Here is a 15,417-nt window from a genome sequence, read left to right as displayed (position 1 = left end):
AGCACGACATTGCGCCCCTTGGGACCAAGGGTCACCTTCACGGCGTCAGCGAGCTGGTTCATGCCGCGCTCGAGACCGCGCCGGGCGTCCTCGTCAAACGCGATCATCTTGGCTGCCATAAGGCTGGACCTCCCAGATGCAGGGTGGCTTCTCAAGGATCGAGCCGACGCCCGCGACGGCAGCGTGCCCGGCCCGGGGGCCGAACACTTGGGCCCGCATCTCCGTTCGGCAGGCCCCGATCGTCTCGATCCAGGTGTTGGCACTCACGTGGAGAGAGTGCCAACGAACTGTTTAGCACTCTACCCGGTCGAGTGCAAGCGAGAGCCACCTCGTCGCAGGTCAGGCCCGATCCCCTCGCGAGATCGGGCCTGTCCTGGTGAGACGAAAGGTGTTGGCAGAACCGCACGGACTGCGCTGCCGTGCGGGCTGCCTCGGTGCGTGGTTCAAACGGTGCGGACAGATTCCGCCTGCGGCCCCTTCTGGCCTTGTGTGATCTCGAACTCGACCCGCTGGCCTTGTTCGAGTGATCTGTAGCCGTCCATCATGATCGCTGAGTAATGGACGAATACATCCTTACCACCGTCTACCGCGATGAAACCGTAGCCCTTGTCCGCGTTGAACCACTTGACGGTGCCCTGCGCCACTTCCGACTCCTCTTACTGGGCTCTGGATCCCGCCCATTCCTCCGCGAGATCCGCGTTCGCCGCTTTTACCGAAAAACTGGCGGCGATCGCCCTCGACCATACCTGTGGCATGCCGTTGGGCAACAGAGTCAATCTGAAAACTGCCTATTTCATCCTTCGAAGAGTTGAATTTTCCAGAAATGGGAAGGGCACCTCCGAAGAGGTGCCCTAGTGCTAAGAGTGTGCGAAGCGTTAGCCTCCGGCTACCGCGGGGATGATAGAGATCTCGCTCCCCTCGGGGGCCGCGGTGTCGAGCCCCTCGGCGAATCGGACGTCCTCTTGCCCCACGTAAACGTTGACAAAACGCCGAATCTTGCCCGATTCATCGAGAATTCGGGCGCCGATCCCCGGGTAGTCACTGTCCAGCTTCTGAAGGACCTCGCGCAGCGTCGCACCCTCGCCACTGACCTCCGCGTTACCACCCGTGTAGGTGCGCAGAATGGTGGGAATCCGTACAGAAACGCTCATGCCTTAAACTTCCTTTCAGATGGCGCGGAACGCGTCGAGAGAGGGCCGGATGACAGCGGTGGGTTCGGCGATCGACGACACCGCGTCAAGGGTCTTGAGGCCGTCGCCGGTGTTCAGCACGACCGTTTCCGCCTCGGGATCCAGCGCGCCGTTTTCCACCAGCTTCTTGAGCACGCCCACGGTGACGCCGCCCGCGGTCTCCGCGAAGATGCCCTCCGTGGAGGCCAGGAGCTTGATGGCCGCGACGATCTCGGCGTCGGTGACGTCTTCCACCGCCCCTCCCGTACGGCGGGCGATGTCGAGCACATACGGCCCGTCAGCCGGGTTCCCGATGGCCAGCGACTTGGCGATGGTGTCCGGCTTGACCGGCTGGACCACGTCGTGCCCGGCCTTGTACGCCGCCGACACCGGCGAGCAGCCGAGCGCCTGGGCCCCGAACACCTTGTAGGGCGTGTCCTCGACCAGCCCGAGCGCCACGAGCTCCTTGAAGCCCTTGTCGATCTTCGTGAGCTGGGAGCCGGAGGCGATCGGGATGACGATCTGCTCGGGCAGCCTCCACCCGAGCTGCTCGGCGATCTCGTAGGCCAGCGTCTTGGAGCCCTCGGCGTAGTACGGCCGCAGGTTCACGTTGACGAAGCCCCACTTGTCGCCCAGCGGGTCGCCGATGAGCTCGGAGCAGAAGCGGTTGACCTCGTCGTAGGTGCCCTCGATGCCGATCAGCCTGCCGCCGAACACCCGGGCCATGGCGATCTTGGCCTGCTCCAGGTCGGCGGGGATGAACACGCACGCGTCGAGCCCGGCCCTGGCGGCGGCCGCGGTGACCGCGCCGGCCAGGTTGCCGGTGGAGGAGCAGGACAGGGTGTGGAAGCCGAAGTTGCGGGCCGCCTCGACGGCGATGGCCACCACACGGTCCTTGAAGGAGTGGGTGGGATTGCCGGAGTCGTCCTTGATGTGCAGCGACTTGATGCCGAGCGTCCGGCCGAGGTTGCCGGCCTTGACCAGCTTGGTCCAGCCGGGGTTCATGTTCTGCTTGGCCGCCACGTCCACGGGGACCGGCAGGAGCGCCTGGTAACGCCAGATGTTGGTCGGACCGGACTCGATCTGCGAGCGGGTCACCGTACCGAAATCATAGGCCACTTCGAGTGGCCCGAAACACTCCAGACACGCGAAACTGGGGCCGAGGTCATAGCGGGTGCCGCACTCGCGGCAGGAGAGAGCTACAGCAGGACCGAAGTCGAGCGACATGAAGCGAGGCCTTCCCTCATCTTCGCCTGCGGCCACCTTGACCACAGACCGGAATTGGCACCTTGTCCCGGTCGGCCTCGCGGGTGCGAGTCACAATCCGGGAGGGTTGCCGGGGCTTCGCAGGGCCGGTCCCTCCACCCCTCTGGATGAGCAATATGTAGTTGTCGAAAGGGACTCTACCTGGTCAAGCGGATCGGTTGCCCACCCGTCTCGACCAGTGAGACAAACCGTCTCACCGATAGTCCTCCCCGAGCACGCCCTGCACGTACTTGCGCGCCTGGTGGATGCGGGATTTCGCGGTGCCGAGAGGGATGCCGAGCTGCTCGGCCACCTCGTTGTAGTCGAGCTGCACGATGTCGCGCAGCACGAGCGCCTGCGCCAGGTCGGGCTTGGACGCCTCCAGCGCCTCCATCGCGTCGAGCAGGTCCAGGCGCGAGCCCGCGATCACGCTCACCCGGGCCACGTCCGGCTTCTGCGTGGGCAATTCGTCGGAGCTCTGCTCGGCCGCCCGCCGCTTCAGCGACCGGTAGGTCGTGCGGGCGCAGTTGGCCGTCACGATGTGCAGCCACGTGCTGAACCGCGCCCTGCCCTCGAACCGGCCGATGTTGCGCGCGACGGCCAGCAGGGTGTCCTGGCAGGCCTCCTCCGCGTCCTGGTGATAGGGCAGGATTCGCGCGCAGTGGCGGAGTACGTGCGGCTCGATCCGCCGCAAGAGCTCGCCGAGTGCGCGATGATCTCCAGCGGCTGCGGAGCGGGCCAGTTCCTCGGTTAGCTCATCAAGCGCCATAGCGGGATCCTATGAGCGGAGGATAGTTAAATGAACAGCGTCCTGGTCGCCTCGAACCGCGGTCCTGTCTCCTTCACCGTCTCCGACGACGGTGAACTCACCATGAAACGCGGTGGCGGCGGACTGGTCTCCGGCCTTTCCGGCGTGGCGAAGGACGAGGGCGTGCTGTGGGTCTGCGCGGCCCTTTCCGACGGCGACCGCAGCGCCGTACGGCAGGCTCCCGGCGGCCGCCTCGACCAGGCCGGCTACGACACCGGGTCGCTGCGCATGCTGGACATCGCCCCCGCGACCTTCCACCGCGCCTACAACGCCGTGGCCAACTCCACGCTGTGGTTCGTCAACCACCTGCTCTACGACATCCCCAACTCCCCGCATTTCGGCACCAGGTTCCAGCGCGAGTGGGAGTCCTACCGCGACTACAACGGCGCCTTCGCGCTGGCGCTGGCCGAGGAGGCCGGGCACGGGGCGCGGGTGATGGTGCAGGACTACCACCTGACCCTCACCCCTGCCATGCTCCGCGCCGAGCGTCCCGACCTGCGCATCGCGCATTTCAGCCACACGCCCTGGGCCCCGCCGGAGTACTTCGCGCTGCTGCCCGACGAGGTGGCCCGTGAGGTCCTGGAAGGCATTCTGGGAGCCGATCACGCCGGGTTCCTCACCGAGCGGTGGGCGCGGGCGTTCACCGACTGCTGCGCGGCCCTGCTGGGCGCCCGGGTGGACGCGCGCGGCGTCACCCACGAGGGCCGCACGACGAGGGTCGGCGTGCACGCGCTCGGCGTCGACGGCGAGCAGTTGTGGCGGCGCGCCTGCGAGCCGGACGTGGAGTCGAACGTGGCGGCGCTGCGCGCGCAGACCGGCGACAGGAAGCTGATCGTCCGCATCGACCGCACCGAGCTGTCGAAGAACATCGTGCGCGGGCTGGTCGCCTACCGCGAGTTCCTGGCCGCCCACCCCGAGTGGCACGGCCGCGTGGTGCACCTGGCCTTCGCCTACCCGAGCCGCCACGACCTGCCCGAGTACCGCGAGTACACCGCGGCGGTGCAGCGCTGCGCCAAGGAGATCGAGGACGAGTACGCCACCGAGGACTGGGACCCGCTGATACTCAACGTCAACGACGACTACGCGCGCAGCCTCGCCGCCTACCGGATGGCCGACGTGCTGCTGGTCAACCCGATCCGCGACGGCATGAACCTGGTCGCCAAGGAGGGCCCGATCCTGTCGCCCCGCTGCGTCCTGGTGCTCTCCCGCGAGGCCGGCGCCGCCGCCGAACTGGGCGCCGACGCGCTCGTGGTCAACCCCTACGACGTCCTGGAGACCGCGCAGGCCCTGCACACCGCCCTGATCATGCCCGAGGAGGAGCGTACGCGCAGGGCCGCCAGCCTGGCCGCGGCGGCCACCGCGCTGCCGCCCCAGAAGTGGCTTGCGGCGCAGCTCGATGCCCTGACTTAATGCCTCAAGTGACCACAGTCCGGATCCGTCTGACCCGTGATCTCCCGACCTGGCTCGTCTACCTCCAACTCGGCGCCTTCGCCACCTACCTGTACGGGCTGAGCGCCGTCCTGCCGCTGCTGCGCCAGGAACAGCAGGTCTCCAACGCGGTCGCCGCCCTGCACGGCACCGCGATGGCCGCGGGAACGCTCCTGGCCGGCGCCGCCCTGCCGTTCCTGGAGCGCGGGTACGGCCGGCGCGCCACGATCTGGGGCAGCCTGGCCGGCATGAACGCGGGCCTGGTTCCGGTCATGCTCACCCCCGCCCTGCCCGCCACCCTGCTGGGCTACGGCCTGGCCAGCCTGTTCGGCTCGGTGGCCCTCTACGCCATGATGGCCGCGCTCAGCGACCACCACGGCCCGGCGGGACCGGCGGCGATCAGCGAGGCCAACGCGGTCGCGATCCTGTTCGGCATCGCCATGACCTACGCGATCAGCGCCACCGCGCAGACCGCGCTCGGCTGGCGGGCGGCCCTGCTGATCACCCCCATCCTCACCGCCCTGATCGCCTTCACGCTCGGCCGCGTCCGCGTGGCCGGCCGCCCGCACGACGGCGCCGCCCGCGCGAGCCGGCCGCCGCCCGGCTGGCGCTTCTACGTGGCGGGCGGCGTGCTCTTCCTGGTGGTCGCGCTGGAGTTCTGCTTCAACCTGTGGGCGGTGCAGCTGTTCGCGTCGAACACCGGGATGGGCGTGGCGGCGGCCACGACCGGGCTGACCGCGTTCACGGCCGGCCTGGCCGTCGGCCGCTTCGCCGGGACGCCGCTGGCCCTGCGGATGGGACCGCCCGCGCTGCTCACCGGCGCCCTGCTGCTCACCGCGGCCGGCTGGCTGCTGTTCTGGTCGAGCACGCAGCCGCTGCTCGCCTACGCGGGGCTGGCGATCAGCGGGCTCGGCGTCTCGCTGCACTTCCCGCTCGCGTTGGCCGGCGTGCTCGCCTACGACCCGGTGCGGGCCACGGCCGTCTCACCGGTCTGCGCGGGGCTGGCGATGGCCGCGGGCCCGTTCGCGCTGGGGGCGCTGGCCGACGGCTTCGGGACGCGTACGGCCTTCCTCATGGTCCCGGTGCTGATCGCGCTGGCCGTCGCGGGCGTGCTGGTCAGCCGCGAACCGCGGCCGTCAGCTCCTTGAGCAGCGCCATGACGCCGTCGGGCCCGTCCACGACGATGTCGGCCCGCTCGGCCAGCTCGGTGACCTCGGCCGAACCACTGCACACGGTGACACCGGGCAACCCGGAAGCGCGTACCGCGTCGAAGGCGGCCAGATCGCCCAGGTCGTCGCCGACGAACATCACCGACCTGGCAGCGCGCTCGGCCAGGAACAACGAGAGCGCCTGGCCCTTGTCCATGCCGGGCGGGCGCAGCTCCAGCACGTACCGGCCGGGCTCGACCACCAGCCCGTTGCGCTCCGCCAGCGCCGCGAGCGGCCGGCGCAGCGCCTCGAAGGCCCCCTCGGGATCGGGACTGCGCCTCGTGTGTACGGCTACCGCCCGCCCCTTGTCCTCGACGGCCACTCCGGTCAGGCCCAGGGCGTCGAGCAGCATCGGCAGCTCGGCCTCGGCCCGCGGCACTCCGGCGGGCGGCGGCGGCGCGCTGACCCGGCCGTTCTCCCACCGCTCGAAGCCGTAGTGCCCGAGGATCACCAGGCCGGGCACGTCGGCCAGCCCGGGACCGAGTTCGAGGACGGTGGCAGGGGGGCGGCCGGTCAGGATGACGACGGCGGACACCCGCGCGCTGAGCCGGGCCAGGATGTCGGGAGCCGCCGGATGGATCCTCGCGGCGGCCGGATCGGGCACGATGGGCGACAGGGTGCCGTCGAAGTCGAGCCCGATCACCGCCCCTGACGGATCTTTCACGATCGCTTGGATTCCAGGGATGTTCCTCACGCGGCTGGGGTACCCCGCCACCTAGGGACGCATGCCGAGTCGCCGGGCCGCGCGCTCGCGCTGCCGCGTGGCCCGCAGCCGGCGCAGTCGTTTGACCAGCATCGGATCCTGCTCCAGCGCCTCGGGACGGTCGATGAGTTCACCGAGCAACTGGTAGTAACGCGTGGCCGAGAACCCGAAGGTCTCCTTGACGGCCTGCTCCTTCGCGCCGGCGTAGCGCCACCATTGGCGCTCGAAGGCGAGGAGCTGGAGGTCTCGTTCGGTGAGGGGCTGACGGTCGGGTTCCTGGGCAGCACTGTCACCGCTGACCGGTGCGGTGTCCATGGTCGTCCTCCTCGGAAGGGCGTACGGCGCTCACGCCATACGTACGCGGCCCGTGGCCATCGTAATGTGCCAAAGCCGGGTGTTCACCGCGGATCGGGAGACGTACAGTCACCAAGTGTGACCCCAGTCATAACGCTTCTCACCGATTACGGACTCGAAGACGGCTATGTGGCTGCCTGCCATGGCGTGATCGTCGGAATCGCGCCGCAGGCCCGCGTCATCGACGTGTGCCACCTGATCCCTTCGGGCGACGTACGGCGGGGCGCGGCGGTTCTCGCGCAGACCATCCCGTACATCCCGCCCGGCGTGCACATCGGCGCCGTGGACCCGGGAGCCGGCGGGGCCAGGCGCGCGGTGGCCGTGGCGGCGGGGGGACGGGTGTTCATCGGGCCGGACAACGGCCTGCTGTCCTGGGCGGTGCACGCCTGCGGCGGCGCCGAGTCCGCCTACGAGATCACCAACGACGCGCTCTTCCTGCACCCGGTCTCGCCGACCTTCCACGGCCGCGACGTGTACGCGCCGGTGGCCGGGCGGCTGTGCGTGGGCGGCAAGCCGTCCGACCTCGGTCCGGAGATCCCGCTGAACAGGCTCGTCTCGCTGCCGGAGCCGACGTCGGTGCTGCGCGAGGGTTCGGTGGAGGGCGAGGTGGTCTCCGTGGACCGCTACGGCAACACCCAGCTGTCGATCGCTGCGGGCGACCTGGCGACGCTCGGGGTCCGGGTGGGCGACACGCTGGGCGTGTGGATGGGGCGCAGGCAGCTGTCGATGCCGTATCGGGAGACGTACGCGGCGGTGTCGCCGGGGGAACTGGTGGCCTTCGCCGACTCGGCGGGGCTCATCGCCATCGCCGTGAACTCGGGCGATGCGGCCCAGCGCCTGGGGCTCCCGCCGGGCGCACATGTCCGTCTTTCCCCCGCTCCGGTGCGATAGGGACATTACCCCGCGTATCGGTCTGTTTACCGAAGCGTCGGATTGAACCATCACCTGCGTGCCAGAATGCACGGCAGTTCGAGCGCCTCCTCCCCCTTCCTTCGAGGCAGACGTGTTCCTGCTGTCCATCGCACTGTTGTCCCTCCTTCCCCACTGGGGCTCGGCCGAGCCCCCGGTGAGCGAGCGCTGGCACGCCTGGCCGGTGTCGAGGGTCTTCCCCGCCGCGCTCACCGGCGCGAGCCCGTCCGGCGCGCGGGTGACCTACCTGCTGGCCGGGGTCGCGCCCGAGGCGCCGTGCCGGGTCGCCCTCCAGGCCGCCGCGGCGGCCATGCTGCCGCGCTGCCTGACGACCCTGCGGGCCACCTACTCCGACAGCACGCAGACCTTCGTCGCCACCGTGGGCGTGGCCGTGCTCGACGGGGCGCCGTCCTGGCTGCCCGTCAGAGCGATCCACGCCGGCGCCGCGGGGCGTCCACCGAGCGTGCGGCCCGTGGCCTTTCCCGGCGGCGCGGCCGAGCGGTTCGGCGAGGCCCAGTACGTCACCGGCGCCGTGGCGGCCTCCGGCGGGCCGTACGTGGTCTTCACCGCCGCCGGGTACGCCGACGGCCGGCCGTACCAAGGCAGGCAGTACCAAGGCAGGCCGTACCAGCCGGCGGGCGGGACCGAGCCGCGCCTCGGCGCGGCGGCCGTGCAACTGGCGGAGGCCCTGCACAAGGCGCTCACCCGGTGATCCGCGCCGCGGCCGGGCTGCTGCCCGTCGGTCTCGTCACGCTGCTGATCGCGGGGCCGCCCGCGAGCGGCATGCGCGGCGTCGCCGCGAGCGGCGGCATGGCCGCCGTGGCCGCGAGACAGCAGCAGTGGCAACTCACCGCGTTACGCGTGCCCGAGGCGTGGAAGGTGAGCAGGGGCGAGGGAGTGCTGGTGGCCGTGCTCGACACGGGCGTGGACGCCCGCCACCCCGACCTGGCCGGAGCCGTCGTCGAGGGACCCGACCTGACCGGGCCCGTACCCGGACCGGCCAGAACGGGCCACCACGGCACCGCGATGGCCAGCCTCATCGCCGGGCGCGGCCACGGTGACGGGCGCGGCGTGGTGGGCGTCGCCCCGGCCGCGCGGGTGTTGTCGGTCCGGGTGACGCTGGAGAACGACGACCCGCTGCGCGGCGAGCAGCGCGCCACGGCGGGCGGCAGCGACGCGCTCGCCCAGGGCATCCGTTACGCCGTCGACCGGGGCGCGCGGGTCGTCAGCATGTCGCTGGGCGGCGGCAGCGGCTCGTGGGAGGGCTCGGCCGCCGAGGAGGAGGCGGTGCAGTACGCGATCTCCCGGGGGGCCGTGCTCGTCGCCTCCTCGGGCAACGACGGCGACGACGCCAACCGCAAGAACTTCCCCGCCGCCTACCCCGGGGTGATCGCCGTGGGCGCGGTGGACAAGCGGATGAAGGTGCCGCGCTTCTCCAACCGCCAGGACTACCTGTCGGTGGTCGCGCCGGGCACCGGGATCGTCAGCGCCGACGGTCCCGACGGGTACGTGGTCGGCGACGGGACCAGTTCGGCGGCGGCGATGGTGGCGGGGATCGCCGCGCTGGTCAGGGCGGAGTATCCGGGGCTGTCGCCGTACCACGTGCGCGTGGCCATCGAACGCGGCACCAGGAAGCGGCCGGCCGACGGGCACAGCCGCGCCTACGGTCACGGGGTGGCCGACGCGGCGCTCGCCCTGCGCGAGGCCGGGCGGCTGGCCCGTCCGGCCGCGTCCAGGATCGGGCAGGTGGGCGGCTATTTCGGCGGCGGCCCGCTGCCCTCGCAGCCGGGCTCGCGGCTGCCGGTGGTGGTGGCGATGATCGGGCTGACGGTCGCGATGTCGGCCAGGGTGGTCGTGCTGCACTTGCGGCGGCGGAGGCATTCTCCCTAGCAAGCGCTTGTGTGATACTCGTCGGTATGACCTTGGCGATCGACGGCTGGTTCACCATCGGCGACGACGGCACCCATCTTCTCGGCACCCGGTGCGCCGACTGCGGCACGGTCAGCTTCCCGCCGCAGCGGGGGTTCTGCCGCAATCCGCACTGCTCGGGCGAGACGCAGGAGGAGACCCGGCTGCCCCGTCAGGGCACCGTCTGGTCCTACACCAACGCCTGTTACGCGCCGCCGCCGCCGTTCGCGGCCGCCGAGCCGTACACGCCGGTGACGCTCGCCGCGGTCGAGCTCGCCGAGGCCGGGATCATCGTGCTCGGCCAGGTCAAGGGCCTGACCGTCGACGAACTGCGGGTCGGCATGGAGCTGCGGCTCACGCACGGCCCGCTCGCCGACGGCCCGCTGGTGTGGATGTGGGAGGCGGCCCGATGAGCGTCATGGTCATCGGAGCGGGCATGCACCCGTGGGGCAAATGGGGCAAACCCTTCATCGAGTACGGCGTCGCCGCCGCACGGGCCGCCTTGGCCGACGCCGGCGTGTCCTGGACCGACGTGCAGTACGTCGTCGGCGCCGACACCATCAGAAACGGCTATCCCGGCTTCATCGCCGGCGCCACCTTCGCCCAGGCGCTCGGCTGGAACGGAGCCAGGATCGCCTCCTGCTACGCCGCGTGCGCCTCGGGAGCGCAGGCCATCGACCTGGCCAGGACCAGAATTCTGGCGGGCCTGTGCGACGTGGCACTCGTCGTCGGCGCGGACTCGACGCCCAAGGGCTTCTTCAAACCGGTCGGCGGCGATCGCCCCGACGACCCCGACTGGCTGCGCTTCCGGCTCCTCGGCGCCACCAACCCCGCCTACTTCGCCCTCTACGCCCGCCGCCGCATGGCCCTGTACGGCTCGACCGCCGCCGACTTCGCCGCCGTGAAGGTCAAGAACGCCGCCTGCGGCGCGCTCAACCCCATGGCCCGCTACCGCAGGCCGGTCACGGAGCAGGAGGTGCTGGCCTCGCCGATGGTGGCCGACCCGCTGCGGCTCATGGACATCTGCGCCACCTCCGACGGGGGCGCCGCGGTGGTGCTGGCCTCGGCGGAGTTCGCCCGCCGCCACGGCATCTCCCGGCCGGTACGGCTGGCCGCCGTCTCGACCGTCACCCCGGCCTTCCCCAACACCACGCTGGAGCTGCCCGCCTTCGCCACCGACTCGGCGGCAGCCGTACCCCCGCCAGAACGCCCTTTCCGCGCCGCGATCGCCCACGCCGCCTACGAGGAGGCGGGCCTGGGACCGGACGACCTGTCCTTCGCCGAGGTCTACGACCTGTCCACGGCACTGGAGCTGGACTGGATGGAGGACGTCGGCCTGTGCCCGCCCGGCGAGGCGGAGAAGCTCCTGCGGGCCGGCGACACCACGCTCGGCGGCCGGACCCCGGTGAACCCGTCCGGCGGGCTCGCCTCCTTCGGCGAGGCCATCCCGGCCCAGGCCATCGCCCAGGTGTGCGAGCTGACCTGGCAGCTGCGCGGCACCGCCGGCGCCCGTCAGGTCGGCGACGCCCGGGTCGGCCTGGCCGCCAACCAGGGCCTTTTCGGACACGGCTCGGCCGTCATCGCCACAACGTGAAAGGAGCCCTCCGCGGAGGGCTCCTTCCTGTCGTTCTAACCGATGTGCACCACGTCGTGCGTCTCGGCGAAATGGCACGCGCTCTCGTGCGCGGTGCCCGGCCGGATCTGCAGCAGCGGCTCTTCCTCCGCGCAGATCTCCTGCGCCTTCCAGCACCGGGTGCGGAAGCGGCAGCCCGACGGCGGGTTGGCCGGCGACGGCGGGTCACCCTGAAGGATGATCCGCTCGCGCAGCTCGCGCCCCTCCGGGTCCGGAACCGGAACCGCGGAGAGCAGAGCCTGCGTGTACGGATGCGCGGGCTTGTCGTAGACCTCCGTGTCCTTGCCGAGCTCCACCAGCTTGCCCAGATACATCACACCCACCCGGTCGGCGATGTGGCGCACCACCGACAGGTCGTGGGCGATGAAGATGTAGGCCAGGTTGAACTCGTTCTGCAGCCGCTCCAGCAGGTTGATGACCTGCGCCTGGATCGACACGTCCAGCGCCGAGACCGGCTCGTCGCAGACGATGATCTCCGGCTGCAGGGCCAGGCCGCGCGCGATGCCGATGCGCTGACGCTGGCCGCCCGAGAACTGGTGCGGGTAGCGGTTGATGTGGTCGGGGTTGAGTCCGACCACCTCCAGCAGCTCCTGCACCTTCTTGCGCCGGTCGCCCCTCGGCGCGACCTCGGTGTGGATGTCGTACGGCTCGCCGATGATGTCACCGACGGTCATCCGGGGGTTCAGCGAGGTGTAGGGATCCTGCATCACCATCTGGATGTTGCGCCGCATGCGCTTGAGCTCGCCGCCGCGGGCGTGGGCGATCTCCCGGCCGCCGACCTTGACGGAGCCCGAGGTCGGCCGCTCCAGCGCCATGAGCACCTTGGCCAGCGTCGACTTGCCGCAGCCCGACTCGCCCACGATGCCCAGGGTCTCGCCCCTGTGCAGGTCGAAGGAGACGCCGTCGACGGCCTTGATCGCGCCGATCTGCCTCTTGACCACGATGCCCTGGGTCAGCGGGAAGTGCTTGACCAGGTCGCGTACCTCAAGGATCGGCTCACTCGTGGGTGCCATCGAGGACCTCCCTCCAGTAGTGGCAGGCACTGCTGCGCGTACCGCTGATCCCGGACAGCACCGGGGCCTCGGTGACGCAGATGTCCTGGCGGTACGGGCAGCGGGGGTGGAAGGCGCAGCCGGTCGGCATGTCCAGCAGGTTCGGCGGCATGCCCTTGATGGCGTACAGCTCCTGGCCCTTCAGGTCGACCCTGGGGATCGACTCAAGCAGGCCCTTCGTGTACGGGTGGGCGGGTGTCTTGTAGATGTCGTGGACGGGGGCGTTCTCGACGATCCGCCCGCCGTACATGACCGCGATCTTGTCCGCGACGTCGGCGACCACGCCGAGGTCGTGGGTGATCAGGATCAGGCCCATGTTGCTCTCGCGCTGGAGCTCCGCGAGGAGCTCCATGATCTGGGCCTGGACGGTCACGTCGAGCGCGGTGGTCGGCTCGTCGGCGATCAGCACCTCCGGGTCCAGCGCGATCGACATGGCGATCATGATGCGCTGGCGCATGCCACCGGAGAACTGGTGCGGGTAGTCGTTGACGCGCTGCCTGGCGGCCGGGATGCGGACCCGGTCCATGAGCTCGACCGCCTTGGTCAGCGCCTCCTTCTTGCCCATGCCCCGGTGCACGCGGAACATCTCGCTGATCTGCCAGCCCACGGTGAAGACCGGGTTCAGCGAGGAGAGCGCGTCCTGGAAGACCATCGCGATGCGCTGGCCGCGCACCTGCGAGCGGGCGTCTTCCGAGAGCTTGAGCAGGTCGGTGCCGCGGAAGCGGATCTCGCCCTTGGGGATCACCGCGGGCGGCATGTCCAGGATGCCCATGATCGCCTGAGCGGTCACGGACTTGCCGGAGCCCGACTCGCCCAGCACGGCGAGGGTCTCGCCGGGGTTGAGCGAATACGTCACACCGTTGACGGCGTGCACGACGCCGGCCCGCGTGCGGAACTCCACGTGCAGGTTGTCGACAGCGAGCAGAGGCTCGTTGCCCAGCCCTCCCTCGGCGGGCAACACCTCTGGGGATGTCTTCTTCACAGGTCCCCCTTACCTGAGCTTCGGGTCGAGCGCGTCGCGTACGGCGTCGCCCAGCATGATGAACGCGAGCACCGTGATGCTCAGGAACACGGCCGGGAAGATCAGCGGCAGCGGCGCGTCCAGGAACCTGTTACGGGCGTCGGAGATCATCAGACCCCACGAGATGTCGGGCGAGGTCACACCGACGCCGAGGAACGACAGGGCCGCCTCGGCCGCGATGAACCCGCCGAGGTTGATCGTCGCGATGACGATGACCGGCGCGAGCGCGTTCGGCAGCAGGTGCCTCATCATGATCCGCATGTGGCCGGCGCCCAGGGCTCTGGCCGCGACCACGAAGTCCTGGCTCTTGGCCGTGATGACCGCGGCTCTCATGATCCGGTACGTCATCGGCCACCCCAGGACGGTCAGCGCGATGATGACCAGGGTGATGCTGCTCAACGGCCCGCCACGGAAGGTGGCCGCGATCAGCAGGGCGCCCAGGATGCTGGGGATGGCGAAGAAGATCTCGGTCAGGCGCGAGGCCAGCGTGTCGGTGACACCGCCGAAGTACCCGGCCGCGAGGCCGAACATGCCGCCGATGAGCGAGGTCGCCAGCGTCGTCGAGATGCCGATCAGCAGCGAGTTGGCGGCGCCGTAGATCGAGCGCGCGTAGACGTCGCAGCCCAGGTTGTCGCGGCCGAAGATATGGCCGCTGCTGGGCCCCTGACGGGCCGTGGCCAGCTCGCAGGTCCTCGGGTCGTTCGGGTCGATGGACGTGAACAACGACGGCCACAGCGCCATGACGACGAGGACCGCGATGAGGACCGCCGAGATGATGAAGATCGGACGGCGGCGGAGGTCGTGCCAGGCGTCGCTCCAGAGGCTGGCCGGCTTGCCCTCCTTCTTCTTGTGCCTGGCGGGCGGTGGAGACGTCGGCACCGTGTTCGGCACAAGGGGCGCCGCAGGCTGCTGGATGTCACTCATAGCGGATCCTCGGGTCGAGCACTGCGTACATCAAGTCGACGACCAGGTTGGCGACGATGTAGATCAGCACCAGAACTGTCACGATACCGACGACGACGGGTTGCTCACGCAGGTAGACGGATTGGAAGAGCTGGTTGCCGATGCCCGGGAGATTGAAGATCGTCTCCGTGATCACCGCGCCGCCCATGAGGTTGCCGAGGTCGGCGCCCAGATAGGTGACGAGGGGGATCAGCGCGTTGCGCAATCCGTGCCTGCCGATGACCCGCCGTCTGGACAGGCCCTTGGCGGTCGCCGTGCGGATGTAGTCCGCTCGGAGCGTCTCCACCAGGCTGGTCCGTGTCAATCGGGTGAGGTAGGCGATCGAGATGCCGGCCAGCACGAAGCCCGGCAGCAGATAGCTGCGGAAGCCGTTGCTGATGCCCGCGATGGGGAAGATGTCGATGCCGGTCCACTGTTTGACCTTCACGCCGAGCACCAGCTGCAGCACGAAGCCGGTGACCAGGGTGGGGACGGAGATCAGCAGAAGGGTCGAGGCCAGGATCATGGTGTCGGCGGCCCTGCCGCGGCGCAGCGCCGCCCACAGGCCGAGGCCGACGCCGATGATGGCCTCGAAGACCAGCGCGGTCAGCGCCAGGTTCAGCGTGACCTGGAACTTGCCGGCCATGAGCTGGGACACGGGGACGTCGGCGAAAGTGACGCCGAAGTCACCGCGGAAGATGACGCCGCTGATGTAGTACCAGTACTGCAGCAGCAGCGGATCGTTGAGGTGGTATCGCTCGCGAAGGATCGCGACGATCGTCGGGTCTGTCCTCTTCTCACCGGCCAGCGCTGCGACAGGGTCGCCGGGCAGCGCGAACACAATGGCGAAGATGAGCAGAGTGGCACCCAGTAGTACAGGTATCGCCTGGATCAGACGCCTGATGACATAACGGCCCATTTAAGCCTCCCGTACATGCCAAGAAGGCAATCACCTGGGGGTGGGATCTACCGGCCCAAGTGACCGCCTCCGTGGCTGGCCCTCAAGGGGCGGGCGACAGCGCGCCCGCCCCGGGGAA

Annotated in this window: 17 protein-coding genes and 1 riboswitch; of the genes, 7 read left to right on the top strand and 10 right to left on the bottom strand. The window is 69.8% G+C overall.

Annotation, left to right across the window (positions count from 1 at the left end; translation table 11 throughout):
- Nucleotides 1-443: 443 nt before the first annotated feature.
- The 4 genes from ACIBHY_RS54535 to ACIBHY_RS54520 all read right to left on the bottom strand — a co-directional run bounded on the left by ACIBHY_RS54535 (nucleotide 444) and on the right by ACIBHY_RS54520 (nucleotide 3,183).
- Nucleotides 444-644 carry a cold-shock protein gene (locus tag ACIBHY_RS54535; protein WP_106250594.1) on the bottom strand — a complete coding sequence of 67 codons (201 nt, stop codon included), beginning with the start codon at nucleotides 642-644 and terminating at the stop codon, nucleotides 444-446.
- A 231-nt stretch (nucleotides 645-875) separates the two neighbouring features.
- Nucleotides 876-1,151, bottom strand: coding sequence for a MoaD/ThiS family protein (locus ACIBHY_RS54530; protein WP_184976409.1), 276 nt, complete (start codon nucleotides 1,149-1,151; stop codon nucleotides 876-878).
- 15 nt (nucleotides 1,152-1,166) lie between these two features.
- Nucleotides 1,167-2,396: a threonine synthase gene (thrC, locus tag ACIBHY_RS54525; RefSeq protein WP_379626078.1), complete on the bottom strand. Its 1,230-nt coding sequence runs from the start codon at nucleotides 2,394-2,396 to the stop codon at nucleotides 1,167-1,169.
- A 13-nt stretch (nucleotides 2,397-2,409) separates the two neighbouring features.
- A riboswitch (SAM riboswitch) is annotated at nucleotides 2,410-2,549 on the bottom strand.
- 79 nt (nucleotides 2,550-2,628) lie between these two features.
- Entirely contained in the window at nucleotides 2,629-3,183 is a 555-nt protein-coding gene (locus ACIBHY_RS54520) for an RNA polymerase sigma factor (RefSeq protein WP_184976413.1), read from the bottom strand.
- A 30-nt stretch (nucleotides 3,184-3,213) separates the two neighbouring features.
- Here ACIBHY_RS54520 and ACIBHY_RS54515 point away from each other — a divergent pair, with 30 nt between their 5' ends.
- The gene (locus ACIBHY_RS54515; RefSeq protein ID WP_397311064.1) at nucleotides 3,214-4,632 is read left to right on the top strand and encodes a trehalose-6-phosphate synthase; all 1,419 of its coding nucleotides are present in this window, start codon (nucleotides 3,214-3,216) and stop codon (nucleotides 4,630-4,632) included.
- 8 nt (nucleotides 4,633-4,640) lie between these two features.
- On the top strand, nucleotides 4,641-5,798 hold the full coding sequence (locus tag ACIBHY_RS54510; RefSeq protein ID WP_397311063.1) for an MFS transporter: 1,158 nt from the start codon (nucleotides 4,641-4,643) through the stop codon (nucleotides 5,796-5,798).
- Here the strand turns inward: ACIBHY_RS54510 and otsB are convergent.
- Together otsB and ACIBHY_RS54500 are read right to left on the bottom strand one after the other, a co-directional pair.
- Nucleotides 5,767-6,522: a trehalose-phosphatase gene (gene otsB / locus ACIBHY_RS54505; protein WP_397259429.1), complete on the bottom strand. Its 756-nt coding sequence runs from the start codon at nucleotides 6,520-6,522 to the stop codon at nucleotides 5,767-5,769. The two genes, ACIBHY_RS54510 and otsB, sit on opposite strands and share 32 nt — an antisense overlap.
- Nucleotides 6,523-6,573: 51 nt before the next feature.
- Nucleotides 6,574-6,876: a DUF3263 domain-containing protein gene (locus tag ACIBHY_RS54500; protein ID WP_379626086.1), complete on the bottom strand. Its 303-nt coding sequence runs from the start codon at nucleotides 6,874-6,876 to the stop codon at nucleotides 6,574-6,576.
- A 66-nt stretch (nucleotides 6,877-6,942) separates the two neighbouring features.
- Here ACIBHY_RS54500 and ACIBHY_RS54495 point away from each other — a divergent pair, with 66 nt between their 5' ends.
- The 5 genes from ACIBHY_RS54495 (at nucleotide 6,943) to ACIBHY_RS54475 (ending at nucleotide 11,326) form a co-directional block, all read left to right on the top strand.
- Nucleotides 6,943-7,806, top strand: a complete 864-nt coding sequence (locus ACIBHY_RS54495; RefSeq protein WP_397311062.1) for an S-adenosyl-l-methionine hydroxide adenosyltransferase family protein — start codon at nucleotides 6,943-6,945, stop codon at nucleotides 7,804-7,806.
- 112 nt (nucleotides 7,807-7,918) lie between these two features.
- Nucleotides 7,919-8,536, top strand: coding sequence for a hypothetical protein (locus ACIBHY_RS54490; protein WP_397259433.1), 618 nt, complete (start codon nucleotides 7,919-7,921; stop codon nucleotides 8,534-8,536).
- Nucleotides 8,533-9,714 (top strand): S8 family serine peptidase, encoded by a 1,182-nt coding sequence (locus tag ACIBHY_RS54485; protein ID WP_397259435.1) that lies wholly within the window; start codon nucleotides 8,533-8,535, stop codon nucleotides 9,712-9,714. Before ACIBHY_RS54490 ends, ACIBHY_RS54485 begins: the two co-directional genes overlap by 4 nt.
- 26 nt (nucleotides 9,715-9,740) lie before the next feature.
- Nucleotides 9,741-10,145, top strand: a complete 405-nt coding sequence (locus ACIBHY_RS54480; protein WP_397259437.1) for a Zn-ribbon domain-containing OB-fold protein — start codon at nucleotides 9,741-9,743, stop codon at nucleotides 10,143-10,145.
- Nucleotides 10,142-11,326, top strand: a complete 1,185-nt coding sequence (locus ACIBHY_RS54475) for a lipid-transfer protein (protein ID WP_397259439.1) — start codon at nucleotides 10,142-10,144, stop codon at nucleotides 11,324-11,326. Before ACIBHY_RS54480 ends, ACIBHY_RS54475 begins: the two co-directional genes overlap by 4 nt.
- A gap of 35 nt (nucleotides 11,327-11,361) precedes the next feature.
- On the opposite strand, the gene ACIBHY_RS54470 is transcribed toward ACIBHY_RS54475, so the two are convergent.
- Genes ACIBHY_RS54470 through ACIBHY_RS54455 form a run of 4 tightly spaced genes read right to left on the bottom strand, consistent with a single transcriptional unit; the run spans nucleotide 11,362 to nucleotide 15,299 of the window.
- Nucleotides 11,362-12,378, bottom strand: coding sequence for an ABC transporter ATP-binding protein (locus ACIBHY_RS54470; protein ID WP_397259441.1), 1,017 nt, complete (start codon nucleotides 12,376-12,378; stop codon nucleotides 11,362-11,364).
- Nucleotides 12,362-13,399 (bottom strand): ABC transporter ATP-binding protein, encoded by a 1,038-nt coding sequence (locus ACIBHY_RS54465; RefSeq protein WP_397259443.1) that lies wholly within the window; start codon nucleotides 13,397-13,399, stop codon nucleotides 12,362-12,364. The genes ACIBHY_RS54470 and ACIBHY_RS54465 overlap by 17 nt, the downstream gene beginning before the upstream one ends.
- A 9-nt stretch (nucleotides 13,400-13,408) precedes the next feature.
- Nucleotides 13,409-14,362: an ABC transporter permease gene (locus tag ACIBHY_RS54460; RefSeq protein WP_397259445.1), complete on the bottom strand. Its 954-nt coding sequence runs from the start codon at nucleotides 14,360-14,362 to the stop codon at nucleotides 13,409-13,411.
- A complete protein-coding gene (locus ACIBHY_RS54455) occupies nucleotides 14,355-15,299 on the bottom strand; it encodes an ABC transporter permease (protein WP_397259447.1) in 945 nt (314 codons plus the stop codon). Before ACIBHY_RS54455 ends, ACIBHY_RS54460 begins: the two co-directional genes overlap by 8 nt.
- Nucleotides 15,300-15,417: the final 118 nt, after the last annotated feature.

The organism is Nonomuraea sp. NPDC050547, assembly GCF_044457345.1.
Taxonomy (GTDB): Bacteria; Actinomycetota; Actinomycetes; order Streptosporangiales; family Streptosporangiaceae; genus Nonomuraea.
The sequence above is the reverse complement of the archived record's forward strand: the minus strand, read 5'-3'. Positions and strand labels throughout refer to the sequence as shown.

Coding starts and splice junctions, on each gene's coding strand:
- thrC (WP_379626078.1), bottom strand. CDS start 2,396: ATGTCGCTCGACTTCGGTCCTGCTGTAGCTCTCTCCTGCCGCGAGTGC.
- ACIBHY_RS54480 (WP_397259437.1), top strand. CDS start 9,741: ATGACCTTGGCGATCGACGGCTGGTTCACCATCGGCGACGACGGCACC.
- ACIBHY_RS54475 (WP_397259439.1), top strand. CDS start 10,142: ATGAGCGTCATGGTCATCGGAGCGGGCATGCACCCGTGGGGCAAATGG.
- ACIBHY_RS54455 (WP_397259447.1), bottom strand. CDS start 15,299: ATGGGCCGTTATGTCATCAGGCGTCTGATCCAGGCGATACCTGTACTA.
- ACIBHY_RS54515 (WP_397311064.1), top strand. CDS start 3,214: ATGAACAGCGTCCTGGTCGCCTCGAACCGCGGTCCTGTCTCCTTCACC.
- ACIBHY_RS54520 (WP_184976413.1), bottom strand. CDS start 3,183: ATGGCGCTTGATGAGCTAACCGAGGAACTGGCCCGCTCCGCAGCCGCT.
- ACIBHY_RS54470 (WP_397259441.1), bottom strand. CDS start 12,378: ATGGCACCCACGAGTGAGCCGATCCTTGAGGTACGCGACCTGGTCAAG.
- ACIBHY_RS54460 (WP_397259445.1), bottom strand. CDS start 14,362: ATGAGTGACATCCAGCAGCCTGCGGCGCCCCTTGTGCCGAACACGGTG.
- ACIBHY_RS54500 (WP_379626086.1), bottom strand. CDS start 6,876: ATGGACACCGCACCGGTCAGCGGTGACAGTGCTGCCCAGGAACCCGAC.
- ACIBHY_RS54530 (WP_184976409.1), bottom strand. CDS start 1,151: ATGAGCGTTTCTGTACGGATTCCCACCATTCTGCGCACCTACACGGGT.